Origin of the sequence: Flavobacterium fryxellicola, assembly GCF_900143245.1 — a bacterium.
Classification (GTDB): Bacteria; Bacteroidota; Bacteroidia; order Flavobacteriales; family Flavobacteriaceae; genus Flavobacterium; species Flavobacterium fryxellicola.
The window spans coordinates 731,842-757,456 of record NZ_FRDK01000001.1 but is presented as its reverse complement, the minus strand read 5'-3'; the positions used below and the strand labels follow the sequence as shown (position 1 = coordinate 757,456).

At 36.1% G+C, this 25,615-nt stretch carries 21 protein-coding genes and 1 tRNA gene; 8 read left to right on the top strand and 14 right to left on the bottom strand.

What is annotated here, in order from left to right; genetic code table 11:
- Nucleotides 1-22: 22 nt before the first annotated feature.
- From accB to pdxA, 5 genes are all read right to left on the bottom strand, one after another.
- Nucleotides 23-502, bottom strand: coding sequence for an acetyl-CoA carboxylase biotin carboxyl carrier protein (gene accB / locus BUA03_RS03375; RefSeq protein ID WP_066075354.1), 480 nt, complete (start codon nucleotides 500-502; stop codon nucleotides 23-25).
- A gap of 23 nt (nucleotides 503-525) precedes the next feature.
- Complete coding sequence (locus tag BUA03_RS03370) at nucleotides 526-1,524, bottom strand: beta-ketoacyl-ACP synthase III (protein ID WP_066075357.1); 999 nt, start codon at nucleotides 1,522-1,524, stop codon at nucleotides 526-528.
- Between the two features lie 170 nt (nucleotides 1,525-1,694).
- The gene (rpmF, locus tag BUA03_RS03365; protein WP_007137315.1) at nucleotides 1,695-1,889 is read right to left on the bottom strand and encodes a 50S ribosomal protein L32; all 195 of its coding nucleotides are present in this window, start codon (nucleotides 1,887-1,889) and stop codon (nucleotides 1,695-1,697) included.
- Between the two features lie 9 nt (nucleotides 1,890-1,898).
- Nucleotides 1,899-2,441 (bottom strand): YceD family protein, encoded by a 543-nt coding sequence (locus tag BUA03_RS03360; RefSeq protein WP_066075360.1) that lies wholly within the window; start codon nucleotides 2,439-2,441, stop codon nucleotides 1,899-1,901.
- A gap of 85 nt (nucleotides 2,442-2,526) precedes the next feature.
- Nucleotides 2,527-3,576, bottom strand: coding sequence for a 4-hydroxythreonine-4-phosphate dehydrogenase PdxA (gene pdxA / locus BUA03_RS03355; protein WP_066075362.1), 1,050 nt, complete (start codon nucleotides 3,574-3,576; stop codon nucleotides 2,527-2,529).
- Nucleotides 3,577-3,634: 58 nt separating this feature from the next.
- Between pdxA and BUA03_RS03350 the strand changes: the two genes are divergently transcribed.
- A complete protein-coding gene (locus BUA03_RS03350) occupies nucleotides 3,635-4,222 on the top strand; it encodes a riboflavin synthase (protein WP_066076005.1) in 588 nt (195 codons plus the stop codon).
- Between the two features lie 450 nt (nucleotides 4,223-4,672).
- Here the strand turns inward: BUA03_RS03350 and BUA03_RS03340 are convergent.
- Together BUA03_RS03340 and mce are read right to left on the bottom strand one after the other, a co-directional pair.
- A tRNA-Ile gene (locus tag BUA03_RS03340) sits at nucleotides 4,673-4,746 on the bottom strand.
- A gap of 143 nt (nucleotides 4,747-4,889) precedes the next feature.
- Entirely contained in the window at nucleotides 4,890-5,291 is a 402-nt protein-coding gene (mce, locus tag BUA03_RS03335) for a methylmalonyl-CoA epimerase (RefSeq protein ID WP_066075367.1), read from the bottom strand.
- A 218-nt stretch (nucleotides 5,292-5,509) separates the two neighbouring features.
- On the opposite strand from mce, the gene BUA03_RS03330 reads away from it, so the two are divergent.
- Nucleotides 5,510-7,162, top strand: coding sequence for an Ig-like domain-containing domain (locus tag BUA03_RS03330; RefSeq protein WP_066075369.1), 1,653 nt, complete (start codon nucleotides 5,510-5,512; stop codon nucleotides 7,160-7,162).
- A gap of 6 nt (nucleotides 7,163-7,168) precedes the next feature.
- Here BUA03_RS03330 and BUA03_RS03325 read toward each other — a convergent pair whose 3' ends face one another.
- From BUA03_RS03325 to BUA03_RS03310, 4 genes are all read right to left on the bottom strand, one after another.
- Entirely contained in the window at nucleotides 7,169-7,936 is a 768-nt protein-coding gene (locus BUA03_RS03325; RefSeq protein ID WP_066075372.1) for an amidohydrolase, read from the bottom strand.
- Between the two features lie 267 nt (nucleotides 7,937-8,203).
- Nucleotides 8,204-8,950 (bottom strand): succinate dehydrogenase/fumarate reductase iron-sulfur subunit, encoded by a 747-nt coding sequence (locus BUA03_RS03320; protein ID WP_066075374.1) that lies wholly within the window; start codon nucleotides 8,948-8,950, stop codon nucleotides 8,204-8,206.
- 52 nt (nucleotides 8,951-9,002) lie between these two features.
- Complete coding sequence (locus BUA03_RS03315; protein ID WP_066075377.1) at nucleotides 9,003-11,003, bottom strand: fumarate reductase/succinate dehydrogenase flavoprotein subunit; 2,001 nt, start codon at nucleotides 11,001-11,003, stop codon at nucleotides 9,003-9,005.
- Between the two features lie 13 nt (nucleotides 11,004-11,016).
- Nucleotides 11,017-11,682: a succinate dehydrogenase cytochrome b subunit gene (locus tag BUA03_RS03310; protein ID WP_066075379.1), complete on the bottom strand. Its 666-nt coding sequence runs from the start codon at nucleotides 11,680-11,682 to the stop codon at nucleotides 11,017-11,019.
- A 369-nt stretch (nucleotides 11,683-12,051) separates the two neighbouring features.
- Here BUA03_RS03310 and BUA03_RS03305 point away from each other — a divergent pair, with 369 nt between their 5' ends.
- Nucleotides 12,052-13,413, top strand: a complete 1,362-nt coding sequence (locus BUA03_RS03305; protein ID WP_066075381.1) for a hydroxymethylglutaryl-CoA synthase family protein — start codon at nucleotides 12,052-12,054, stop codon at nucleotides 13,411-13,413.
- Between the two features lie 78 nt (nucleotides 13,414-13,491).
- Here the strand turns inward: BUA03_RS03305 and BUA03_RS03300 are convergent, their stop codons facing one another.
- Nucleotides 13,492-14,973, bottom strand: a complete 1,482-nt coding sequence (locus tag BUA03_RS03300; RefSeq protein ID WP_066075383.1) for a helix-turn-helix domain-containing protein — start codon at nucleotides 14,971-14,973, stop codon at nucleotides 13,492-13,494.
- A 161-nt stretch (nucleotides 14,974-15,134) separates the two neighbouring features.
- Between BUA03_RS03300 and aceB the strand changes: the two genes are divergently transcribed.
- Complete coding sequence (gene aceB, locus BUA03_RS03295) at nucleotides 15,135-16,736, top strand: malate synthase A (RefSeq protein WP_066075385.1); 1,602 nt, start codon at nucleotides 15,135-15,137, stop codon at nucleotides 16,734-16,736.
- A gap of 50 nt (nucleotides 16,737-16,786) precedes the next feature.
- Nucleotides 16,787-18,067, top strand: a complete 1,281-nt coding sequence (aceA, locus tag BUA03_RS03290) for an isocitrate lyase (protein ID WP_066075387.1) — start codon at nucleotides 16,787-16,789, stop codon at nucleotides 18,065-18,067.
- A gap of 71 nt (nucleotides 18,068-18,138) precedes the next feature.
- On the opposite strand, the gene BUA03_RS03285 is transcribed toward aceA, so the two are convergent.
- Nucleotides 18,139-20,976, bottom strand: a complete 2,838-nt coding sequence (locus BUA03_RS03285) for a beta propeller repeat protein (protein WP_066075389.1) — start codon at nucleotides 20,974-20,976, stop codon at nucleotides 18,139-18,141.
- A 200-nt stretch (nucleotides 20,977-21,176) separates the two neighbouring features.
- On the opposite strand from BUA03_RS03285, the gene BUA03_RS03275 reads away from it, so the two are divergent.
- From BUA03_RS03275 to BUA03_RS03265, 3 genes are all read left to right on the top strand, one after another.
- Complete coding sequence (locus BUA03_RS03275) at nucleotides 21,177-22,469, top strand: aminopeptidase P family protein (RefSeq protein WP_066075393.1); 1,293 nt, start codon at nucleotides 21,177-21,179, stop codon at nucleotides 22,467-22,469.
- A gap of 362 nt (nucleotides 22,470-22,831) precedes the next feature.
- A complete protein-coding gene (locus BUA03_RS03270) occupies nucleotides 22,832-23,632 on the top strand; it encodes a TIGR00266 family protein (protein ID WP_066075394.1) in 801 nt (266 codons plus the stop codon).
- A 295-nt stretch (nucleotides 23,633-23,927) separates the two neighbouring features.
- The gene (locus BUA03_RS03265; protein ID WP_066075396.1) at nucleotides 23,928-24,710 is read left to right on the top strand and encodes an alpha/beta fold hydrolase; all 783 of its coding nucleotides are present in this window, start codon (nucleotides 23,928-23,930) and stop codon (nucleotides 24,708-24,710) included.
- Here BUA03_RS03265 and BUA03_RS03260 read toward each other — a convergent pair.
- Entirely contained in the window at nucleotides 24,707-25,384 is a 678-nt protein-coding gene (locus BUA03_RS03260) for an ATP-binding cassette domain-containing protein (RefSeq protein ID WP_245792554.1), read from the bottom strand. The genes BUA03_RS03265 and BUA03_RS03260 overlap by 4 nt on opposite strands.
- Between the last annotated feature and the right edge of the window lie 231 nt (nucleotides 25,385-25,615).

Below are 25,615 nucleotides of genomic sequence, written 5' to 3'. Positions count from 1 at the left end.
TGGCTATTGGAATTTAAAGATATTATGATGGATCTACTAGGAATAATGGTTGGTCAAATTCAACTGGTGACATATCATCCACTAAAATTTTTACAATTTTACCAGAAATTTCAGATTCGATTTCGTTAAATAATTTCATTGCTTCGATTACACAAAGAACGTCCCCTTTAGAAATAGTTTTACCTACTTCCACAAACATTGGCTTATCAGGAGATGGTTTTCTATAAAAAGTTCCAATGATTGGAGATTTTATAGTGATATAATGCGAGTTTTCAACTACAGGAGCTTCAGGAACAGCGGCTACAGGCGCCATCTGTGGTGCAGCTGCTACTTGCTGAGGCGCAACTTGAGCAGGCATTTGTTGTACATACGTGGTCTCTGTTACATTTCCTTCCAAAGTTGTTCTGATGGTGATTTTGACATCATCCATCTCTAACTTAACTTCTGCAACCCCTGAATTTGCTACAAACTTGATTAGATTTTGAATTTCTTTTAAATCCATAATTATTTGTTTTTAGTTTAAATTTATTTTTTGTCGTATGCCCATTTTAGATAAATAGATCCCCAAGTGAATCCACCTCCAAAAGCAGCCAAAATTATGACATCGCCTTTTTTGAATAAATGTTCAAAATCATTTAGCACTAGTGGCAAAGTAGCCGAAGTGGTGTTCCCGTATTTATCTATGTTCATTAGCACCTTAGCATCTTCGAGATTCATTCTGTTGGCCGTAGCATCTATAATACGTTTATTGGCCTGATGAGGAACCAACCAATCTACATCTTCATTTGTCAAATTATTTCTTTTAAGAATTAATTCACTTGAATCTGCCATATTAGTAACCGCATACTTAAAAACCGTTTTTCCATCTTGGATAATATTGTGTTTATTATCTTTAACCGTTTGAATAGTCGTTGGATTAAGAGAACCACCGGCATCAATTTTCAAAAAATCTCTTCCTATTCCATCACTACGCAGGTATTCGTCTTGCAGTCCTAATCCTTCATAATTAGGTTCAAATAATACTGCACCGGCGCCATCACCAAAAATAATGCAGGTCGACCGATCCGTATAATCTACGATAGAGGACATTTTATCTGCGCCTATTACTAGTACTTTTTTGTATCTTCCTGATTCTATGTAAGCTGCTGCTGTGGACATACCAAATAAGAAGCTGGAACAGGCTGCCTGCAAATCATAAGCAAATGCATTTGTAGCTCCAATTTGAGTGGCAACATATACGCCCGTTGCTGCTACTGGCATATCTGGTGTTGCAGTTGCCATTATCAATAAATCTATTTCCAAAGGATCAATATTAGCTTTAGCCAATAAATCTTGTGCCGCTTTTACAGCCAAAAAAGAAGTTCCTTTATCCTCATCTTTGAGAATCCTTCTTTCTTTTATTCCTGTGCGAGAGGTAATCCACTCGTCATTGGTATCAACCATAGCTTCAAGAGCTTTGTTCGTTAGTACAAAGTCAGGAACATAGGCTCCAACAGCGGTTATTGCGGCTGTGATTGTATTCATTGTATGCATTTATTTCTAGTCAAATGTTGCCATTTGAAATTTTTTAAAAGACTTGAAAATTACAAAAAAAATTCCATTCTCTTCGATTTGGAACTTCTTATTTAACGAAAATTACAAACAACAAAAAAACTCTCACGATGTGAGAGTTCGAATATCATTTCCAAAATGTATTAAGCAACAGCTACAGATTTATCTATAACAACTTGCCCTCTGTAGTACATTTTACCTTCATGCCAATACGCTCTGTGGTATAAATGCGCTTCTCCAGTGATAGGACAAGTAGCGATTTGTGCTACAGTTGCTTTGTAATGTGTTCTTCTTTTATCTCTTCTTGTTTTGGAGATTTTTCTCTTAGGATGCGCCATTTTACTATATTATTTATCCGTTAATAGTTGCTTTAATTTGTCCCAACGTGGGTCTATATTTTCTTCTTCTTTATTTTCTTCTTTTTCTTCCTTTACGATAAGCTCATTGAGTTTCGTCAAGGCTTCCGTTTTTAAACTCCCGTCTTTTACGCCTGGATGAACGCGTCTTAGAGGGACTGACAATACAATCATTTCATAAATATATTGCGCAATATCCATCTCAAATTCTCCATGTGGCAGAATCAACAACTCCTCATTTTCATTGTTAAATTCTTCTCCAAAACGAACGATTAACTTCATTCCACCTTTAACAGGCAAATCAAAATCTTCGCTTGTGAGATCACAAGGTACATTTACAACACCCTTATGTTTAAAACTCAATTCTAATAGCGTACTTTTTTTCTCTAAAACTACATTTACTTTGATATTTGAATCTTGATATTCATTATAATCAAAGATTTCAAAGAACGCATTACTGATTTGATATTCAAAATGATGTTTCCCTAGCTTTAATCCTATGAAAGGAATTAAATATTCTTTTGTGTTCTTCATTTCAACAACAATTTGCCCCTAAACTTCGGGAGTGCAAAGATATAAAATTATTGCAAATCTAATAATGTTATTCACTTTTTTTTGTTCACAACTGCTTTTCTTTTGTTTTCAGTGGTTTTTTACTGATTTCGGCATATTGATTTCGCGAATGGTAAATATCTATAGCTAGATATACCGCCTCTTTAAAGGAGTTAAAATCCGCTATACCCTTACCCGCTATATCATAGGCCGTACCGTGATCCGGCGACGTTCTAACCTTACTTAAACCAGCAGTATAATTTACCCCTTTACCAAAAGACAATGTCTTAAAAGGAATCAACCCTTGATCGTGGTACGTTGCTAGTACGGCATCGTATTTTTCGTATTGGTTACTACCAAAAAAACCATCTGCCGCAAAAGGTCCAAAAACTAAAGTTCCTTTATCAAATATTTTTTTCAAAGCAGGTTTTAATATCAAATCATCCTCTGTACCAATAACACCACCATCACCACAATGAGGATTTAGTCCCAACACTGCGATTTTAGGTTTATTTATACTAAAATCCTGGATTAATGACTGCTTAACGGTTTCAATCTTTTTCTTAATCAATTCCTCTGTAAGATGAGAAGCCACTTCATTTAAAGGAATATGATCCGTCAACAATCCTACCCTCAACGTATCCTGAACCATCAACATAAGGGCATTCCCTTCTAGTTCTTGATTCAAATAATCCGTATGTCCTGGAAACTTAAATTCGTCTGATTGGATATTGTATTTATTTATCGGCGCCGTTACTAACACATCAACAAGTCCTTCCTTCAAAGCTTTTGTTGCAGCAACAAATGATTTTATAGCGTACTCTCCTGCTTTTGGGTCGCTTTTGCCTAGATTCAAATCCAATCCTTCTTTCCACAGATTTAAAACATTAATTTTTCCCGGAATAATTTGATCAAGTTTATCAATACCATGCAGCACAGAAGTCGATTGAAAACTTTTTTTCACAAAGGACATCAGTTTAACATTGGCAAAAATTACAGGCGTACACAACTCTAACATACGAGAATCCTCAAATGTTTTTAAAACAACTTCGCTTCCAATACCGTTTAAATCTCCTATAGAAATTCCTACGATTATATTTTCTGCTTTTTTCATCATGACATACCGTTATTTATTGCTAATTTTGAAGTGCAAATTTAGTAAAATAAAACAAGAAATGTTTACAGGAATCATAGAAACCCTTGGAACCATCCAAGAAATAAAAAAAGAGAACACCAATCTGCAGATCACCATTAATTCATCCATAACAGCTGAGCTAAAAATTGATCAAAGTGTCGCTCACAATGGCGTGTGCCTTACGGTTATTGCCCTAACAGACACCACCTACTCTGTAACTGCGATTGATGAAACCATAAAAAAAACAAACTTAATAAATTGGAAAACAGGAGACCTGATCAATCTGGAAAGAGCCATGAAACTAGGCGACCGACTTGACGGACATATTGTTCAAGGCCACGTTGATCAAATTGGAACTTGCACATCAGCAACCGAAACGAATGGAAGCTGGCTTTATACCTTTGAATACGACGAAAACCTGCACAACATAACAATAGAAAAAGGTTCAATAACCGTAAATGGGGTTAGTTTAACTGTTATAAACTCTAAGAAAAATCAATTCAGTGTAGCTATTATCCCTTATACTTACGAACACACTAATTTCAAAAACTTTGAAGTAGGCACAAAAATAAACCTTGAATTTGACGTTATCGGTAAATACGTTTCCCGATTGTACGCTAACAAATAAAAAACACATATTACCAAAAAAACTCCAATTTTACATTGGAGTTTTTTGTTTTATTTTAAAACTATAAATGATGTAAATTCCAAAAAGTAAAGCAATCAACATCATTGTATAAATATTCTCATCAATAGCTAACCCAGGAGGTGGAGGCGGCCTCCTCCTTCCCACGGGGCTAGGTGGATTGGGACCGCTAGCAAATGCATTAAAAATACTTAGCACTAAAATCATTAAAATAAAAAAAACGCTCTTAAAAAATTTCATAAAATTTATAAAATAAAAAAATCATTCTTAACGTGTAATTTTCAGAAAGCTATAATTTTTTGTAAAATAAGCACTTAGTTTTAACAAAAACAACATCGCACTCGAGAAAAGAACATTTTTAGACAAAAAACATACTTAAAGTTGTTATAAACAAAAAAAATCTTTCAAAAAATTGAAAGATTTTTTTTATTGTGGTCCCACCTGGGCTCGAACCAGGGACCACCTGATTATGAGTCAGGTGCTCTAACCAGCTGAGCTATAGGACCGGTTTAGAGTTTGCAATATTACTACTATTTTTGGTTTGCTCCAAATATTTTTAGAAATAGATTTACTTATTCTTTTCGTAAAACTATTTAATTTACACAAAACACCTGAAAATTAGAATACTACTCGTTCTAAATATCTGAAATTATTTTATTTCTTGACACAATTCTATCAAGACTCCGTTAGTGCTTTTAGGATGTAAAAACGCAACTAACTTGTTATCAGCTCCTTTTTTAGGAACGTCATTAAGGACAACAAATCCCTCTTCTTTCAAGCGGGCAATCTCTGCGGTAATGTCCTCAACATCAAATGCAATGTGATGAATTCCTTCTCCTTTTTTCTCTAAAAATTTAGCGATCGGACTTTCAGGCGTGGTTGCAGCCAAAAGCTCAATTTTATTAGGCCCATTCCTGAAGAAAGAAGTGGTTACACCTTCACTTTCAACTGCTTCAAACTTATAGGCAGGAGCACCAAAGAGTTTTTCAAATACTAAATTAGACACTTCTAAATCCTTGACCGCAATCCCTATGTGTTCTATTTTTCTCATTATTTATGTTTTGAACGTTTTGGCACTTTAAGTTTAAAAAATGCAAATCCACTACAATTTATAGTTCTGAATGTTTAATGCTGTAAATTTAAACATTATCTATATAAAACAACAGGCTTATGCGGTAAGTTGCGCAAAATCCTTCATAATAATTTTATAAAAAACAGCAATCACATTAATTATAATTGTTATTTTGTATATTCTAATTTTGATTTGATATGTTGAAAAACAATTTAAAATACGCTTTCTTGTTATTGCTTTTAATAGTTGTAGGTTGCGCCAAAAGAGGCTCAATAACCGGCGGGCTGAAAGACACTATTGCTCCGGTATTGAAAATGAGTTTTCCAGAAAACTTCAGTACTAACTTTAAAGGCAATGAAATTAAATTAATATTTGATGAAAATGTTAAATTGAAAAACCTGAGCAAGCAATTGATTATTTCACCACCAATGAAAAACGAACCCTTAATTCTTCCAACAACCGCAAGCAAAACGATTTCGATAAAAATAAAAGACACCCTGCAACCCAACACGACCTATAGCTTTAATTTTGGCCAAAGTATCGCTGATAATAATGAAGGAAACCCATACAGTCAATTCAAATATGTGTTTTCTACTGGCGCATTTATTGACTCTTTAAGCCTTGGAGGCAGCATCAAAAGCGCTTTCGATAGAGAAGTAGAATCCTTTGTATCAGTAATGCTATACGAAGTAAATGATAGTTTTAAAGATTCTATAGTTTACAAGGATGTACCTAGGTATGTAACAAATACCTTGGATAGCTTAAAAACGTTTCGCCTTGAAAATTTAAAAGCTGGAAAGTATCTTCTTGTAGCCATGAAAGACTATAATAGCAACAACAAATACAACCCAAAAACAGATAAAATTGGATTTAGCAAGGACTTCATCACGATTCCTAACGATACGGTGTACGAATTAGAAGTATTCAAGGAAACACTTCCTTTCAAAACTTTTAAACCCATTCAAGCTTCTGGAAACCGATTATTACTTGGATATGAAGGCAAAATAAATTCAGGTATTTCTAAACCCAAAATAATCCTGAAAAACAACACTGAAATCCTATCGACGGTCATTACTAAATTCCCCAAAAAAGATTCCCTACAAATATGGTACAAGCCCATTAAAGTAGATTCGCTAACCTTGGCTGCAGCCAAAGAAAATTACCAAGCTAACTTCAATTTTAAAATAAAAGACCAAAAGAAGGACACACTGAGTATTATCGCTTTGCAAACCAATACTTTAAAATTCAGAGAACGCTTTACCTTAGAAAGTAATACGCCTTTAATTCGTTTCGAAAATTCTAAAATGAAGCTAATTAATAATTCAAAAACTACGGTGCCATTTACGACAGAGTACGATGAGTTTAATCAGAAACTCTATATTGATTTTAAAAAAGAACCTTCTGAAAATTACACTTTTGAAATTTTACCGGGAGCGTTAACTGATTTTTTCGAAAAGACAAATGACACCTTAAACTACAAAATAGCAACCAAAACCACTTCCGATTACGGCAACCTAACCGTAACGCTACAAAATGTCAAACAATTTCCGCTTATTATCGAACTTACTAACCTCAAAGGAGACGTCCTAAACTCGGAATACACAGAAAACAACACCACGATAGATTTTAATTTAATTGAACCTGCGCTGTACACCCTGCGTATTGTTTATGATACCAATAAAAATAAAGAATGGGACACTGGTAATTACCTTGAGAAACGACAGGCTGAGGAGGTCCTTTATTTTTCAAAAGAAATTGATGTTCGTGCTAATTGGGATGTAAATCAGATATTCGATTTAAGCCTTCCCTATATTCCCGAACCAAAAAAGAAAACCGAAAAGAAAAACTAGAAGTACCTATCTATTTATTTCAAAATCATCTCTATCGTTTAGGAACCCTAGTTTGTGTCTAGTTGCTAACATAATTTCTTTGTCAACTAGCACCGAAAAATTACCTTCGGCTGTAACAGGTTCCATAACATAATTCCCTAGAAAATCGATCGCTTGCGAGTGTCCTATGTATTCATAACCATTTGCATCCGTCCCTACTCTATTAACACCAATCGTATAACTCATGTTTTCTATCGCACGGGCCTTTAGCAAAGCATCCCATGCATTGGTTCTTATTTTTGGCCAACTTGCCACATAAATTAATAAGTCGTAATCCTCGAAATTTCTGGAAAAAGCGGGAAAACGCAAATCGTAGCAAATTAACGGGCAAATTCTCCAACCCAAGTAGTCAATCACTATTTTTTGGTTTCCACTGGTATAGACTTTGTCTTCTCCAGCTAAGGTAAATAAATGCCTTTTATCATAAAATTGAATTTCACCTGATGGAAATACGAAGACCAATCGATTGTAAAAATTCCCGTTTTCCTGTATGACCGAGCTTCCTGTAATGGCACATTTTCTGGCTTTCGACAAACCTTGTAACCAAACAATCGTTTCTCCTTGCATGGTTTCAGCAACAGGTATGGCATTCATTGTAAAACCACTCGTAAACATTTCAGGAAGCACAATCAAATCTACATCCTGAGGAATAGCATTGATTTTTTGTTCAAAATGTTCGCGATTAGCCACTGGATTTTCCCAAACTAAAGCCGATTGAATTAAGGTTACTTTCATGATGATTTGTTTTTATAAAGGTAAAAAAAGCAGCTTGTATTGAAGTACATATCCACTACCTTTTTCTAAACAAAATGGAACTGGAAACGGATTTTCTTTTGGGTGAGGGATAGTAGTGAAAATCCTTTTATGGAATGCAATGGAATAAAAGATTGCAGCGCATAGCCCGACCTTGTCTCGGCTTTTTAGACGAGACAAGGGCACCTCCAAAAACAAAAAACGCATCCAAATAAATGAATGCGTTTTTTAAAAATCTATTGCGAGGTTTTATCCTTTCAAACTTGCAGATAAATATTCTCTATTCATTCGAGCAATATTCTCTAAAGAAATTCCTTTTGGACATTCTACTTCGCACGCTCCAGTGTTGGTACAGTTACCAAAACCTTCTGCATCCATTTGAGCAACCATATTCAGTACACGATCAGCAGCTTCAACTTTACCTTGTGGCAATAAAGCAAACTGAGACACTTTTGCAGAAACAAATAACATAGCCGAAGAGTTTTTACAACTTGCAACACAAGCTCCGCAACCAATGCAAGTTGCAGCGTCAAAAGCTCTGTCTGCGTCATGTTTAGGAATAGGAATTGTGTTTGCGTCGATTGTGTTTCCAGATGTATTTACAGATATAAAACCACCAGATTGCTGGATTCTGTCAAATGCTCCTCTGTCTACTACCAAATCTTTAATTACTGGGAAAGCTTTTGCTCTAAATGGCTCAATAAAGATAGTATCTCCATCTTTAAATTTACGCATGTGCAACTGACAAGTCGTAACTAAACGATCTGGTCCATGTGCCTCACCATTGATGTATAACGAACACATTCCGCAAATTCCTTCACGACAGTCATGATCAAAAGCAACTGTGTCCTCACCTTTTACAATCAATTCATCGTTTAAAATGTCAAGCATTTCAAGGAAAGACATATCTGGTTCAATTCCGTCAATCGGATATTCTACGATTTTACCTTCTGCAGCGGCATTTTTCTGACGCCATATTTTTAATGTAAGTTTCATTTTTTTGTAAGTATTAAGTATTGAGAATTAAGTATCGAGACTTTTCTAAATACTATTTATAACTTCTTTGAACTAGTTTCACGTTATCAAACACTAATTGCTCTTTGTGTAGCACTGCATCGCTAGGACTTCCTTTGTATTCCCATGCTGCAACGTACGCAAAATTTTCGTCATCACGTTGTGCTTCTCCCTCTGGTGTTTGGTACTCCTCACGGAAATGCCCTCCACAAGATTCGTTTCTATGCAATGCGTCTTTAGCAAATAACTCTCCTAATTCAAGGAAATCTGCAATACGAAGTGCTTTGGCCAACTCTGGATTGAAACTATCTGCTGTTCCAGGAATTTTCACTTCTTTGTAAAATTCTTCTCTGATAGCTGCGATTTCGTTTTGTGCTTCGGTTAAACCATCAGCGTTACGGGCCATTCCAACTTTATCCCACATGATTTTTCCTAATTTCTTATGGAAATAATCTGCTGGTTTAGAACCTCCGTTATTCATTAAGGCCTCTATCTGTTGCTTCACATTATTCTCTGCTTGTTCAAACTCAGCTGAATCAGTAGAGATGGTACCCATTTTAATATCTGGTGCTAAATAATCTCCAATGGTGTACGGCAATACAAAATAACCATCAGCCAAACCTTGCATTAATGCAGAAGCTCCTAATCTGTTGGCCCCATGATCTGAGAAGTTAGATTCTCCGATAGAGAAACATCCAGGAATAGTCGTTTGTAAGTTATAATCAACCCAAGTTCCTCCCATAGTATAATGCACTGCAGGATAAATCATCATAGGCGTTGCGTATGGATTTTCATCTACAATTTTCTCATACATCTGGAATAAATTCCCGTATTTATTAGCTACGACTTCGGTTCCTAATTTAATAACCAAAGCGGTATCATTCTCGTCCAAATGTTTTAATCTAGCTTGATCTACTCCGTATCTTTCGATTGCAGCAGCAAAATCAAGATAAACCGCTTCTCCTGTTTTATTAACCCCAAAACCGGCATCACATCTTTCTTTAGCTGCACGAGAAGCAATATCTCTAGGTACTAAATTTCCAAAAGCGGGATATCGTCTTTCTAAATAATAATCTCTGTCTGCTTCCGCAATTTGCGTTGGTTTTAATTTTCCTTCACGAATCGCTTTTGCATCTTCTAATTTTGCAGGAACCCAAATACGTCCATCATTACGCAACGATTCAGACATCAATGTCAATTTCGCTTGGTGATCTCCAGAAACTGGAATACAGGTTGGATGAATTTGTGTGTAACAAGGATTTGCAAAATACGCCCCTCTTTTGTGAATTTTCCACGCTGCTGTCACGTTACTTCCCATTGCATTGGTCGACAAGAAAAATACGTTTCCGTATCCACCAGAAGCAATAACAACGGCGTGTGCGGAGTGTCTTTCGATTTCTCCTGTAACCAAGTTACGCGCTATAATTCCTCTCGCTTTTCCATTTACGATAACTAAATCTAGCATCTCGTGACGGTTGTGCATTTTTATTTTTCCACGACCTATTTGGCGGTTCATTGCTGAATACGCTCCTAATAGTAATTGTTGTCCTGTTTGTCCTTTAGCGTAAAAGGTTCTAGAAACTAATGTACCTCCAAAAGAACGGTTATCTAATAATCCACCATATTCACGAGCAAAAGGAACACCTTGAGCCACACACTGGTCAATAATATTCACAGAAACCTCAGCAAGACGGTGCACGTTTGCTTCACGCGCACGATAATCGCCTCCTTTTACTGTATCATAAAACAAGCGGAAAGTTGAATCTCCATCTCCTTGATAGTTTTTTGCAGCGTTAATCCCCCCTTGTGCAGCAATGGAGTGCGCACGACGTGGTGAATCTTGAAAACAAAATGCTTTTACGTTATATCCTAACTCTGCTAATGTAGCAGCAGCAGAACCTCCAGCAAGACCTGTACCAACTACAATAATATCTAAATTACGTTTGTTAGCAGGGTTTACTAAATTAATATGATCTTTATAATTTGTCCATTTGTCCGAAACTGAACCTCCTGGAATTTTTGAATCTAATGCCATTTATAATTTAATATTAATGATTAAAATGATGAAATAATGCAATGAAAATGAAACCAAAAGGAACTACAATTGCAAAAGCATATCCTAATGTATGCAAAGATTTTGAGTATTTATTGTTAAATCCTACTGATTGAAACGATGAATTAAAACCATGCCATAAGTGTAATGACAACAATAGGAATGACAACGAATACAATCCAGTACGTATTGGACTCTCAAATTTTTCAGCTAATTCATGAAAATATCTAGTTTCATTCAATGGACTAACATCTACATATTTGTAAACCATTTCGGGAACCCAAAAATCATAAAAATGCAATAATAAAAACGCTAAAACCACTGACCCAGAAACAATCATATTTCTTGAAGCCCATGAAGAATTAGCCGCTCCGTTATTCTTTGCATAAGAGATTGGTCTTGCACTGTTATTTTTAAATTCCAAGACAAAACCCATGATAAAGTGAAAAATTACCCCTACAATTAGTATTGGCTGTATAACAAATTGTACTAGCGGGTTATTCCCCATAAAGTGGGAAATGGAATTAAAAGTATCGGCACTGAAAACCGATGTCATATTGATAAAAAAATGCTGTGCTAGAAACAACACCAGAAAAAGGCCTGAAAGTGCCATAGCTACTTTTTTTGCTATTGACGATTTCAATAATGCAGATTTTGCCATAAGATTTAAATAATTGATTTTAAAGAATTGTACAAAAATAAAGCAATTAGACAGCAACTACAACCTTTTCGCTGTTATTTATAATGAATTTAAAGTGTTTTACACAAAACACCAAGAAATCCTTAAAAATCTAAGATAAGCCCTAAAATAGACGGAAAAGCGGTTAAACAAAAAAGAAAAAAATCTTAAATAACTCATCATGATATTGCTAAAAAAGCAAGCTGTAAATAGTCCAAAAATAGCAATTTAATAATTTTTATCGCTCTAAATTTCCAATTCACCAAAAAGAACAAGTCTTGCCATTTTACAACTCCAAATTACTTGCTGTAGCACGCTATGATTTTAACTTTGTGTTTTAAAACTTAAAGAATGAAAATAGGAATTGACGCCATCACTTTTGATGTTGCAAAAATACATTTACCAATCAAAACTTTGGCAAAAGCCAGAAATATCGACCCCGAAAAATTAGAAAAAGGACTGGGACTGCTCAAAATGACCCTCCCGGATACCCATCAAGATACAGTCGTTTTTGGTGCTAATGCCTTGACAAAATTAATTACGGACCATGCAATTGATCTTACAGAAATAGCTCGAATTTATGTAGGTACCGAAAGTGCTATTGACGGCTCAAAACCACTAAGCTCTTTTTTAGTCACTTTGATGGAACAAAATTTTGGAGAAAACACGTTATCCGAATGCGATGTGGTCGATTTTACTTTTGCCTGCATCGGCGCGGTAGATGCGATGCAAAACTGTATTGATTTCATACACTTAAACCCAACTAAAAAAGCAATTGTGGTTGCAACTGATTTTGCTAAATACGATTTAAACTCTACCGGAGAATACACGCAAGGAGCAGGCGCATTAGCCATGTTGATTACTGCAAACCCGAGAATTATTGCTATCGAGAACCATTGGGCAACCAGCACCAAAGGCGTTTTTGATTTTTTTAAACCGTATCGTTCCATTTCTAAAACTGCCATAACTGGAAATGCAACCAACGAACCTTGGTTTGAAAATCTAGAGAGTGAGATAGAAATTCACAAAGACCAACCCGTTTTTGACGGTCAATATTCCAATCAGTGTTATATGGACAGGACTCGAGATGCGTATTTCTGCTTTAAAAAATTAAAAAAAACTCCTGAGACGGTATATGATTCTTGGAACAGCATTGTCATGCACCTTCCTTATGCCTTTCAAGGACGCCGCATGTTATCTGAAATTTATGCTTTGGACGCCTCCATAACCACCATCTCAGGAAACGAAGATGCTGTGGAATACCAAAACAAACTGAAAGAAGTCAGTAAATCTGAAGCCTACAAAGCATTTGTTGCTGAAAAACTGATGCCTGCCGAAATCGCTTCGTCATTGATAGGAAATCTATACACGGGATCTATTTTTATGGGATTATTGTCGACTTTAGCTCATTTTTACGATACTGAAAAAGAAATTTCTGGAACTACATTTGGTTTTTTAGCTTACGGAAGCGGATCTAAATCCAAAGTTTTTGAAGGAACGATTCAACCCAATTGGAAATCAGCTATGACAGGCGTACACCTTTTTGAAACCCTAGAAAAAAGCCTCGAGATTGATTTTGAGACCTACGAAAAACTTCATAAAAAGGAACAAAGAACCAGCATTCAAACTCCAAAAAACGAATGGACTCTGCATCGTATTGAAACTGAGAATCCGAATTTATTAGGGGCACGCTATTACAAGTGGGCCGAATAATCAAACCCTAAAATAAAAAAGCGACGAAAATTCTAATATGAATTTTGCGTCGCTTCCTTATTTTAACACAAAATCCACCTAACTAAACTTGGCCATATACTGCTGCACAATCAAATCTGTATTTTCATTGCGTGTTTTCTGCTCCAATTGAATTGGTGGAGAAGCTCTTTCCAAACAATTTTTAACCGCACAGGTTTCACAAGTAACTCCAACCACTTGTTTCTTAATGGAATTGGTTTCCATAAATTTAAATTTCTTTTTAACCGCTGGCGTGATCAAAATCCCTACTGAAATACTACGAATACAATCTACCTTGAACGGGTCGGGAGTTGCTGATGAAAAAACCAAGTATTCATTTTTACTGTTTTCGTAACTGGAGATTTGCGCATCAAAAAAGTGATTTTTCTTTTGCTTCAAAGATTCTTCAATAGTCCGAATAGAAACCCAGCGGCGGCAATAATGCTCATTCATTTCATTCGCATGTGGTTCCTGCTGATTGGTAATATGCAGTTCCTTTTTTATCTGGTACGTATCAGCTCCAATTTTATGAGACAATCTTAGAAAAAAGAGATTTTTTAATTGAAAATCTTTTGGCAAAATATTCGTCAACCTTTGATAAAAGGATTCTGGAGAAACATTAAATCCACTCATTAGCGCGATCATCTCTTGTGGTTTTGGATCTGTTTTTGCTAGAAAAATATTCAATTCATCAATCAATTTTTGTCTCGGTATAAGTAAGGCTCCTGCAAAATAAGAGGCATAAAAATTATTTAAAACCTGATCAAAATTATCAAATTTAATCCAGCTAAAGGTATACAACCGCTCTGTAATTTCTAAATAATTATAGGCAATTTCTTTGGCTAGAATAAATGCTTTTTGAGGTTCATCAATATCAAGCGAAAGTAATAACGTCTTACTTTTTGGCACAAATATCGATCGCAAGTCCCCTAACTGTTCTTGTTCAGAAAAAATCAGCTCTTGGATTGTGTATCCATATTCCTCAATTAATATTGCCGTGAGCTCCTCAATAGAAATTTTAGTATCAATATTTACATAAAAAGCTTTGGAGAACTCCAACACCTTTTGCTCTAAATCTTCAAAGTAGTTATTGTGCGCCTCTTGATACGAACGCAAGGAAGCCAAAAAGAAACTCTCTCTAGTCAGATTATAATGTTGTGCAATCTCAATAATCGTACTGATAAAGGCATTGACTTTTGCAGGAGCATTAGCAATAATATCGATCAGATCGTTTTCCTGAATTCCGAAAATTTCTAACGGAATTTCTTTCAAAATGCCAGATTTTAGAATTTCTCCAATGGGTGCTAGATTATTATCCAGTTTTAAAGACACCATATTATCATACGAAACTTCTAATTTTTCAGCCAAAAGAATGATTTTATCTGTTTTAGGATACTTCTTCCCTTTCTCAATTTCATTTAAATACGATTTTGAAAGGTCTGTAATTTTGGCTAAGCCAAATAAAGATAAATTCTTATTCGTACGCGCCTGCTTGAGTTTTAGGCCAAAAATTAGCTTGATGTAATCCTTTTCTATGTTCATATTTCAAAGATACATTAAAAAATATTTGCGTCAAAAAAATTATTTTTCACTTTTAGCGTACGTTCGCTTGTTTTATAAAAAACTTTTTGTAGTATTGCAGTGTTGAATAATTACATATTCCTATCAAAAGTCAATTAGTGTTAAATTAAATAAGCCATAAAATGAAATTTAAAGAAGTATATTCGGAAAATTTGTTAAATTTTTCAGAAGAAACCACGGAACGTTTCCCAGAGATCTTAACTGACGAAGCAATGACTTTTTTGTCTTTACTTCATGAGAATTTTAACGAAAAAAGACTAGCGCTTTTGGAGGAAAGAAAGAAGCAACAAGCATTATTCGATGCAGGTGCAGTACCCACTTTTCCACTTGAAACAAAAAGTATTCGACAAAGCAATTGGGAAGCAGCCACAACACCAACCGATTTATTAGACCGAAGAGTCGAAATAACGGGACCCGTCGATAGAAAAATGGTCATCAACGCCTTGAATTCTGGAGCAAAAACGTTCATGGCCGATTTTGAAGACAGCACATCACCAACTTGGAGCAACTTAATGACCGGCCAACAGAATCTTAAAGATGCTGTAAACAAAACCATCACATTAGAGGACACAGTAAAAAATAAAAAATACAGCCTCAACAATCAAACAGCCGTATTACTTGTTCGCCCAAGAGGATTGCATCTACCAGAAAAACATCTTTTAGCAAATGGAGAAACAACTTCAGGTTCGTTAATTGACTTCGGCTTGTATGCTTTTCACAATCATAAAAAGCTAATTGAAGATGGAACGGCGCCATATTTTTATATTCCGAAACTAGAACATTACCTGGAAGCAAGATGGTGGAATGAAGTTTTTGAATTCACACAAGAGTATTTAGGTGTAAAAAATGGAATATTCAAAGCCACCGTTTTAATAGAAACAATAACTGCCAGTTTTCAGCTAGACGAAATCATATACGAACTTAGAGATCATATTGTAGGGCTTAATTGCGGACGATGGGATTATATTTTCTCTTACATCAAAAAACTTAGAAATAATCCAAAGTTTATAGTTCCAAACAGAGATCAGGTAACCATGAATGCACCGTTTATGAGTGCCTATTCCCAACTAGTAATTCAAAGATGCCACAAGCGAAATATTCATGCAATTGGTGGAATGGCCGCACAAATTCCGATTAAGAATAATGAAGAAGCCAACAAAGTAGCTTTCGATAAAGTAATAGCCGACAAAGAGCGAGAAGTAAAAAATGGTCATGATGGTACTTGGGTTGCACATCCAGATTTAGTTTCACTTGCCATGACGGTATTCGACCAATACATGCCAGAAAAAAATCAAATTGCTGTAAAAAGAGAAGACGTACACGTTTCCGAAAGTGATTTATTGGAAACTCCAAAAGGAACCATTACTGAAGAAGGGGTTCGCAAAAATATTAGTATTTCAGTTTTATATATCGCTTCATGGCTCAATGGCCAAGGTGCTGCAGCTTTACATAATCTAATGGAAGATGCCGCGACTGCTGAAATTTCGAGATCACAATTGTGGCAATGGCTCCAAAACAAAGTGGTTTTAGACAATCAAAAAGTACTGAATGAAAAATACTATCACCGCTTAGCTATGGAGGAATTTGAAAAAATCAGGAAGCAGGTTGGAGATGAAAATCATGAAAAACAAAAATACAGACTAGCGGAGCAATTATTAGACATTCTAGTCGTAAACGACAATTTTATCGAATTTTTTACTATTCCTGGATACAAATACATTTAGAATACCAAATACAAAACCTATAAACAAGCAACTAAAAAAGAAGAAAAAAGATGAAAACTACAGAAACAAGAATTCAAGAATTAGTTACCGACTGGCTTACAAACCCAAGATGGAATGGTATTGAGCGTCCTTACACTGCTGAAGAAGTGGTAAAATTACAAGGATCGTATCAAATTGAGCACAGTGTCGCCAGAATTGGAGCCAATACATTGTGGAGCAAACTAAATTCTCAGGATTTTGTGGCCGGACTTGGCGCGCTAACTGGAAATCAAGCCATTCAAGAAGTGGAAGCAGGTTTAGACGCGATTTATTTGAGCGGATGGCAGGTTGCTGCTGATGCAAATGTAGCTGGAGAAATGTATCCTGACCAATCTTTATACCCTGCGAACAGTGTTCCATTGGTAGTAAAAAGAATCAACAATGCGCTTTTACGTGCAGACCAAATACAAGTGGTAAATGGAACTACAGACAAGAAAGACTACTTAGTACCTATCGTTGCTGATGCAGAGGCTGGTTTTGGAGGAAACCTTAATGCTTTTGAATTGATGAAAGCCATGATTGAAGCGGGAGCTGCTGGTGTTCACTTTGAAGACCAATTGAGTTCTGCTAAAAAATGCGGACATTTAGGCGGAAAAGTATTGGTTCCAACACAAGAAGCCATCAACAAACTAGTTGCAGCTCGTTTAGCAGCTGACGTTATGGGAACACCAACCATTGTGGTTGCTCGCACAGATGCGGACGCTGCTAACTTATTAACCAGCGATATTGACCCAAGAGATGCCAAATTCATCACGGGAGAAAAAACAGGAGAAGGCTTTTTCTATGTAAATTGTGGTGTAGAGCAAGGAATTGACAGAGGGTTGAGTTATGCGCCTTATGCTGATTTAATCTGGATGGAAACTAGCAATCCGGACCTAGATTATGCAAGAAAATTTGCTGAAGGAATTCACGCAAAATTCCCAGGGAAAATGTTGGCTTACAATTGTTCACCATCTTTCAACTGGGCTGCAAAATTATCAGTAGCCGAAATGGAAACGTTCAGAGAAGATCTTGCAGCAATGGGATACAAATTCCAATTCATCACATTAGCAGGATTCCACGCATTAAACACTAGTATGTTCGAATTATCTAAAGCCTACAAAGAAAGAGGTATGGCCGGATATTCTGAATTACAAGAAAGAGAATTTGCGTTGCAACAACACGGATTCAAAGCAGTAAAACACCAAGGTTTCGTAGGAACTTCTTATTTTGATGCGGTACAAAATACCGTGACAATAGGAAAATCATCTACAACTGCCATGAAAGATTCTACAGAAGTAGCGCAGTTTTAGTGACATAAGTATTATAAAAAAAGCACGATTTCAAATGAAATCGTGCTTTTTACTTTTTAAGATAACAGTGTTTATTTAGATTCTATAATCTCAAGATCAGTAACTACTTTCACTTTTCCTTTTTGAATGCTGATTTTATTCACTGAAATTGGAAGATAATAGTTGCCGTTTTTTGCTGCTTCCAGTTTTAGTTTTTTGTCTTTATTTTTCCAATTATCAGCAGTTGCTTTACTTATGGAAAGATCATAAACGTGTTTGTTTACTCCTTTTGACGCTTTCACTTTCTGAGAATAAACGACTTCTTTCAAGCTGTTTTCAATTTGCAAAAGCACTTCTGAATCCGTATTGGAATAGAACCAAATCTCTGCTTTTGGCTCTGAAGCCTTAGCCCAAGAACTCCAGCTGTTTCCCCATTCTCTTGATTTTTTTATCTTTTTAAGTTCAAAAATATGAAGATTTTCCGCTACCACTTTATCGCTCAATTGTTGCACTTGATCCAAATTAACTTTATAAATGGAACGACCATGAGTTCCTACCACTAAATCTTTCGCTTTCTTTTGAATTACCACATCGTGAACTGCCACGTTTGGCATTCCGTTAGAAAAATCATCCCAACTTGCACCTTTGTTTAATGAAACATACAAACCGTTATCCGTTCCCAGATATAAAATATTCTCGTTGACATAATCTTCCACAATTACATTTACTGGACTTGCAGGTAAATTAGCAGCTATATTTCTCCAGGTTTGTCCAAAATCATCCGACACATACACATAACTCGTGAAATCATCATTTCGATAACCGTTTAAAGTCGCATACACTCTTTCTTTCTTGTGTGCCGACGCCACGACCCTAGAAACCCAACGATTTTGAGGTAAATTCCCCGAAATTTTATTCCAAGTCGCACCACCGTCTTTGGAAACATGAATCAATCCATCATCACTTCCTGTGTACAGTAAACCAAACTGCAATTGACTTTCGCTTACCGCAGCAATGGTTCCAAAAGCGACATTACCTTCCTTAACTCCTTGTGTCAAATCAGGCGAAATCGCAGTCCAAGTTTGTCCTTGATTCATCGAACGGTGCAAGAAATTGGATCCCATGTACAAAATATCTTGATTGTGCGAAGACAATAAAATAGGCGTTTGCCAATTGAATCGGAATGGTTTTTCGTCTTTTTTTGGCTTTGGCGAAATGTACTCTCGCTTGTTATTCGCACGATCAATTCTATAATAATTTCCAAATTGAAATCCTGTAAAAACAATATTTGGATTTCTTTTGTCGATTTGAGTTTGCATTCCGTCGCCACCCATCAAATTTTCATACGGGTATTTTCCAGTTTGATACCACTCTGAGGAATACTTATAGTCACTTGGACCAACCCAAACACCGTTGTCTTGCATGCCACCATAGATATTATAAGGTTCTTGCTCATCCACATTCACTGCATAAAACTGACTTACGCTATGGGAATTCCCTTTGAACCAATGCGCTCCGTCATCGTACGAAATGTTCAACCCACCATCATTCCCATTAATTAAGTGCCCAGATTTATTTGGGTTCACCCAAACTACGTGATGATCTGCATGAACATTTTCATCGCTTATGGAGGCGAATGTTTTTCCGCCATCATTCGATTTTATAATGGGTACACCCGATAAATAAATTTTATTGACATCGTTTGGATCCACTGAAATAACACTAAAATAATATCCGTATGAATAAAAGAAATCATCAATAAAATCCTTATGTGTCTTCGTCCAATTTTTCCCTCCGTTACTTGATTTGTACACTTCGGCACCAATAACTTCAGTTTCCGCTAAACTATTAATTGTTTCCAAAACTACTTTGGCCGCTTCATTAGGTTGCAAATACCCGTTTTGAACCCAATGTTTGATATTTTCGGCTCTGTATTTTTCGGTTAACCCGTAATTCTTTAAAATAGAATTCAGACTTTTATTGGGCAATTTCAAGAATTCGTCTCCCGGCATGGAAAAAGCAATGGGTAACCAATTGCTTTTTTTGGATTGCAACGGTCTTTTGAATTGATTGTCTAAAACGGCATAAACAGTAGTATCATCATACACCGCTAAACCAATTCTGCCAACACCTTCGCCAACAGGAAATCCACTTTCAGCTGTTGAAAAAAGCTTCCATGTCAGTCCTGCATCTTCACTTTTATAAATTCCTGATGTGACGCCACTTCCTATAAAATCCCACGCTTTCCTGTCTTTACTCCAAGAAGCCGCAAATTGAACTTTGAAATTTTTTGGCGAAACAGCCACATCTATAATACCGGTTTCATTGTCAATATATAATGTTTTATTCCAAGTTTTACCACCATCAGTCGTTTTGAAAATTCCTCGTTCTTCATTTTTAGAATACAAATGACCCACTGCTCCCACAACAATTTCGTTGGAATTAGCAGGATTTATAAGGATTCTACTAATGTGATGGCTGTCCTGCAATCCCATATTTTGCCATGTTTTTCCTTTATCTTCGGATTTTAAGATTCCAATTCCCGCATATGAAGATCGGGACGAATTGACTTCGCCTGTACCTACCCAAATGGTTCCTCGTTTCCAGTCTATCGCGATATCGCCCACATTTTGCGTAGGCGCTGCATCCATAACCGGCGAAAAACTCATTCCGTTATTATTCGTGTACCACAGTCCGCCTGAAGCATAGCCCACATAGAATTCGGTTGGGTTTTCAGGATTCACATCTACATCAACCACTCGTCCACTCATCACCGTTGGACCCACATTTTCGAAAGTAACATTCTGAAAAAGAGATTGATTTTCCATTTGCTTTTTAGCAACTAATGCTTGCTGAATGGCTTCGGTGGAAACTTGCCCATAAGAGACACTTTGCAAAATAAGGGCAGAGAATAGTACTAATTTTTTCATGGAAACTAATTTGAATCGGAAAATTAATCATAAAAAGACTTATCTGAAAATTTTATAGTGTAATTAACATCCGTTTCTTTCAAAGTTAGTATTTTTGAATAATCAATATAAAAAGAGGGCAAGAGGATCAAAAAATTATGGTTATTAAGAAAATAATGGATTCTAATTGCATTCGAACCTAAAAAAACAAAACTCAACAAATGAAATACCATCAAATTGACCGCGATTTATTTATAAAAAATAGAGGAAAGTTCATGGCTCAAATGAAGCCAAAAAGCGTTGCTGTTTTCAATTCCAATGATATTTATCCTGTTTCGGCAGACAGTACGCTGCCGTTTGCGCAGCACCGCGACATTTTTTATTTAAGCGGAGTAGATCAAGAAGAAAGTATTTTATTGCTTTTTCCAGATGCTCCTTATGAACATCAAAGAGAAATGTTGTTTCTAAAAGAAACTAGCGAACACATTGCCGTTTGGGAAGGTGAAAAACTGACCAAAGAACGCGCTTTTGAGGTAACTGGAATTAGAACCGTGTATTGGTTGCAGGATTTTGAAAAAGTTTTATTCGAAATGATGACGCACTCTGAAACGATTTATATCAATACCAATGAGCATTATCGTGCAACAGTAGCCACTGAAACACGTGAGGCCCGTTTTGTAAAATGGTGGAAAGACAAATATCCAGCACACGCTGTCGCAAAAAGCAATCCTATTTTACAACGCCTTCGTTCTGTAAAAGAAACCGAAGAATTGGATTTAATCCAAAAAGCATGTAACATCACGGAACTGGGTTTTAGAAGACTTCTATCTTTCGTAAAGCCCAATGTTACTGAGTATGAAATTGAAGCCGAGTTGATTCACGAATTCATTCGCAACCGTTCTAGAGGTTTTGCTTACACGCCAATTATTGCATCTGGCAACAATGCTAATGTGTTGCACTACATTGAAAATAACCAACAATGTAAAGCTGGTGATTTAATTTTGCTAGATGTTGCAGCAGAGTATGCAAATTACAGTAGTGATATGTCGCGAACAATTCCAGTTTCAGGCACTTTCACCAAAAGACAAAAAGAGGTTTACAATGCTGTTTTGCGCGTTAAAAATGAAGCGACAAAAATGCTGACAACCGGAACATTATGGAAACAATACCATATCGAAGTAGGGAAATTAATGACTTCAGAACTGTTAGGTTTGGGACTTATTGATACTGCTGATGTGCAAAATGAAAAACCGGAATGGCCTGCTTACAAAAAATATTTTATGCACGGAACATCACACCACATGGGATTGGACACGCACGATTACGGAATCCTGACCGAACCCATGCAAGCCAATATGGTGTTCACCGTAGAGCCTGGTATTTACATTCCTGCTGAAGGTTTCGGGATTCGTCTGGAGGATAACATCATTGTTCAGGAAAGCGGCGAGCCGTTCAACATGATGCGCAACATTCCTATTGAAGTGGAGGAAATCGAAGAATTAATGAACGCATAATATTATAAAATCGATAAAAAACAGGCAGTCTAGAGCAATCTAGGATGCTTTTTTTTGGAGCAGAACGTATCGCTTTTCAAAACAACGTTTCCTCCTGCTGTTCGTTAAATCTCTTGTTGCGTTACCACTCCACAAGAGGATATCACTGCCATCAGGGCTATACACAACATCTTTTTTTCAGAAGAACTAAAATGTTAAATCAAAAATAAAACTGTAACTTTATCAGTAATCACCATACCTATTTAAATGGTCATAGATACATAAAAATCAGTAAGGAATTAAGAGAAATTAAGTATAGATTCTTAATGAACCTTAATTCCCTAATGATTAATAATTCAAAAAAAACTTAAAAAATAGAAATCATGCAAGCACACGAAATAGAGTATCACATTTTTGGGGAGGAAATGCAATATGTAGAAATAGAATTAGACCCACAGGAAATTGTAATTGCCGAAGCGGGAAGTTTCATGATGATGGACAACAACATCCAAATGGAAACTATTTTTGGAGACGGTTCCGGTCAGGAAAACGGACTTTTTGGTAAGCTTTTAAGTGCTGGTAAACGCGTGTTAACCGGCGAAAGTTTATTCATGACCGCGTTTATCAATCAAAATATTACTAAAAGCAAAGTCTCATTTGCCGCTCCATATCCAGGAAAAATTATTCCAATTGACCTAACACAATTTGACGGTAAATTCATTTGCCAGAAAGATGCTTTCTTATGCGCGGCCAAAGGCGTTTCAGTAGGAATTGAGTTTTCTAAAAAACTCGGTCGTGGCTTATTTGGTGGCGAAGGTTTTATCATGCAAAAAATCGAAGGCGACGGAATGGCGTTTGTACACACCGGCGGAACGTTAGCCATAAAAGAATTAGTTGCAGGCGAAATCCTAAAAGTGGATACAGGATGTATTGTGGGTTTCACAAAAGGGGTCGATTATGACATTGAGTTCATTGGTGGCATCAAGAATTCCATTTTTGGTGGCGAAGGATTATTTTATGCTACACTTCGCGGACCAGGAACTGTTTATATTCAGTCCTTGCCCTTTAGCAGACTTGCCGATAGAATCATCGCTTCAGCACCAAGAGCTGGTGGTAGTAGTCAAGATGAAGGCAGCTTACTCGGTGGATTAGGAAGCATGCTTAATGGAGATCGACGGTTTTAAGTTTTACTAACGGCTTTCAATAAAGGGAGCCGTTTTTTATTTTAACATATAAGTCATTTAAGCAAATAGAAGTAACAATTAAATGACTTATATGGTTGAAAAACACTTTTTGTTTAATAATTCTGTTCAACTATTTTTAATCTTTATTCTTGTTTTTAGGCTAATTCGCCACAGCAATTCTAAAAACTTATATGACTGATATGTTTCAAAAAAAATAACATGTTCAACCTACTTGTACATTAATCAAGGCTTAAAAATAAATGCCTTATTTTTACAAAAAATCTAATTCGCTATTTTGAAACACATTCAATTCAAAAATACACAAATCTCCTATTCCGATACCGGGAAAGGAACCGCTATTGTCTTGCTTCATGGTTTCTTGGAAAACAAAGGGATGTGGGATTTTTATATTCCAGAATTGGCGCAAAAAAACCGTGTCATCACCATTGATTTATTAGGTCACGGCGAAACGGAATGTTTGGGATATGTGCAAACGATGGAGGATAATGCCGATGTCGTACACGCTGTTTTATCAGAACTACGCATCCGAAAAGCTATTTTTGTTGGGCATTCTATGGGTGGCTATGTCGCACTGGCGTATGCAGAATTGTATCCAGACACCATCAAAGGTTTGGTTTTATTAAACTCGACTGCAAGAGCTGATAGCACTGAACGAAAAATCAATCGAGATAGAGCGATAAAAGCAGTAAAACAATCGTATATGAATTTTGTCTCGCTGTCTATCGCTAATTTATTCAGTGAAGATAACAGAGAGCGCCTCTCCTCAGCAATTGAACGTGTAAAAAAAGAGGCTTTAAAAACGCCGCTTCAAGGAATTGTTGCGTCACTGGAAGGAATGAAAATTAGACCGGATAGAGAAGTTTTATTACATCTCACTCCTTTTCCTAAATTATTAGTACTAGGCGAAAAAGATCCTGTTTTAAATTTCGAAGAAACCAAAGATCAAACCGAAAATACGAGCGTAAAACTAGTCACTTTTCCGGACGGACACATGAGCCACATTGAAAACCAAGACCAATTACTAATTGTATTGCTGGCTTTCTTCAAGAGCATCTAAATCATTCCGGCTTTGAGATATCCTTTCTCCACTAATTCCTTTTTGTCGTTTACGTGATGCAGTTTACCTTCTTTCATTAACGCTAGTTTTGTCGATACTTTTATCACGTTTTCATAATTATGGTCGGTAATAATAATGCCTTTTGTCAGGGACATTGCTGTGATCATATCATTGACTTTATCAATCATTAACGGTGATAAACCATTGTAAGGCTCGTCTAGAAGCACAAATTTGGATGTGTTATTTAGGATTAATTTAATTTCTAAATACCGCAATTCTCCGCCAGACAAATGCTTTATTTTTTTGGCTAATATCGATTGAATCATTTCATCGGCGCAAAAGTCTTGTATTTTATCTTTAGCAAGAGACAGTAGAATTGTTTTTTTAACTGAAAATGAATTTGGAATAAAATTCTCTTGAGGCAAATAACTAATTTCGTTCAGCAGATCGCTAGTTGTTGATTTCACGGCACCATCAACACGAACAAACTTAAAATCAGCAGCTACAATTCCGAAGATGATTTTTAACAAAGTCGATTTTCCAGAACCATTTCTGCCTAAAACACCAATTATATCAGCAGTTTCACATTTTAAATAAACATCCGAAATAATGATTTTTCCATCATATTGTTTTTGAACGCTATCTACTTCTAAAACACTTTTTGTCATGTCCATTTCAAAATTAGATTAATGACTAAAATCAGCACCAACGAAAAGACGAAATTGAGCAGAAAACTATAAATGAAAAGTTGCATTTTAGAGATTCCATTGTTGTAATAAAACAAATACTCGTTTTTCGAGTTCACTTCTTTAATTAACAAACTAATAAAGAAACCAAAAAGAACAAGCACATACTTAAACAACTCAAATCCTCCAAATACGCAAGCCAAAACACTAATTGACATA

Bases quoted from the DNA above. Each gene is read 5' to 3' on its own strand.
- aceA (WP_066075387.1), top strand. From the start codon at position 16,787: ATGAAAACTACAGAAACAAGAATTCAAGAATTAGTTACCGACTGGCTT.
- BUA03_RS03310 (WP_066075379.1), bottom strand. From the start codon at position 11,682: ATGGCAAAATCTGCATTATTGAAATCGTCAATAGCAAAAAAAGTAGCT.
- BUA03_RS03315 (WP_066075377.1), bottom strand. From the start codon at position 11,003: ATGGCATTAGATTCAAAAATTCCAGGAGGTTCAGTTTCGGACAAATGG.
- BUA03_RS03370 (WP_066075357.1), bottom strand. From the start codon at position 1,524: ATGAATACAATCACAGCCGCAATAACCGCTGTTGGAGCCTATGTTCCT.
- BUA03_RS03330 (WP_066075369.1), top strand. From the start codon at position 5,510: ATGTTGAAAAACAATTTAAAATACGCTTTCTTGTTATTGCTTTTAATA.
- pdxA (WP_066075362.1), bottom strand. From the start codon at position 3,576: ATGATGAAAAAAGCAGAAAATATAATCGTAGGAATTTCTATAGGAGAT.
- accB (WP_066075354.1), bottom strand. From the start codon at position 502: ATGGATTTAAAAGAAATTCAAAATCTAATCAAGTTTGTAGCAAATTCA.
- BUA03_RS03350 (WP_066076005.1), top strand. From the start codon at position 3,635: ATGTTTACAGGAATCATAGAAACCCTTGGAACCATCCAAGAAATAAAA.
- BUA03_RS03325 (WP_066075372.1), bottom strand. From the start codon at position 7,936: ATGAAAGTAACCTTAATTCAATCGGCTTTAGTTTGGGAAAATCCAGTG.
- BUA03_RS03305 (WP_066075381.1), top strand. From the start codon at position 12,052: ATGAAAATAGGAATTGACGCCATCACTTTTGATGTTGCAAAAATACAT.
- BUA03_RS03360 (WP_066075360.1), bottom strand. From the start codon at position 2,441: ATGAAGAACACAAAAGAATATTTAATTCCTTTCATAGGATTAAAGCTA.
- BUA03_RS03320 (WP_066075374.1), bottom strand. From the start codon at position 8,950: ATGAAACTTACATTAAAAATATGGCGTCAGAAAAATGCCGCTGCAGAA.
- BUA03_RS03275 (WP_066075393.1), top strand. From the start codon at position 21,177: ATGAAATACCATCAAATTGACCGCGATTTATTTATAAAAAATAGAGGA.
- rpmF (WP_007137315.1), bottom strand. From the start codon at position 1,889: ATGGCGCATCCTAAGAGAAAAATCTCCAAAACAAGAAGAGATAAAAGA.
- BUA03_RS03285 (WP_066075389.1), bottom strand. From the start codon at position 20,976: ATGAAAAAATTAGTACTATTCTCTGCCCTTATTTTGCAAAGTGTCTCT.
- mce (WP_066075367.1), bottom strand. From the start codon at position 5,291: ATGAGAAAAATAGAACACATAGGGATTGCGGTCAAGGATTTAGAAGTG.
- aceB (WP_066075385.1), top strand. From the start codon at position 15,135: ATGAAATTTAAAGAAGTATATTCGGAAAATTTGTTAAATTTTTCAGAA.
- BUA03_RS03260 (WP_245792554.1), bottom strand. From the start codon at position 25,384: ATGGACATGACAAAAAGTGTTTTAGAAGTAGATAGCGTTCAAAAACAA.
- BUA03_RS03270 (WP_066075394.1), top strand. From the start codon at position 22,832: ATGCAAGCACACGAAATAGAGTATCACATTTTTGGGGAGGAAATGCAA.
- BUA03_RS03300 (WP_066075383.1), bottom strand. From the start codon at position 14,973: ATGAACATAGAAAAGGATTACATCAAGCTAATTTTTGGCCTAAAACTC.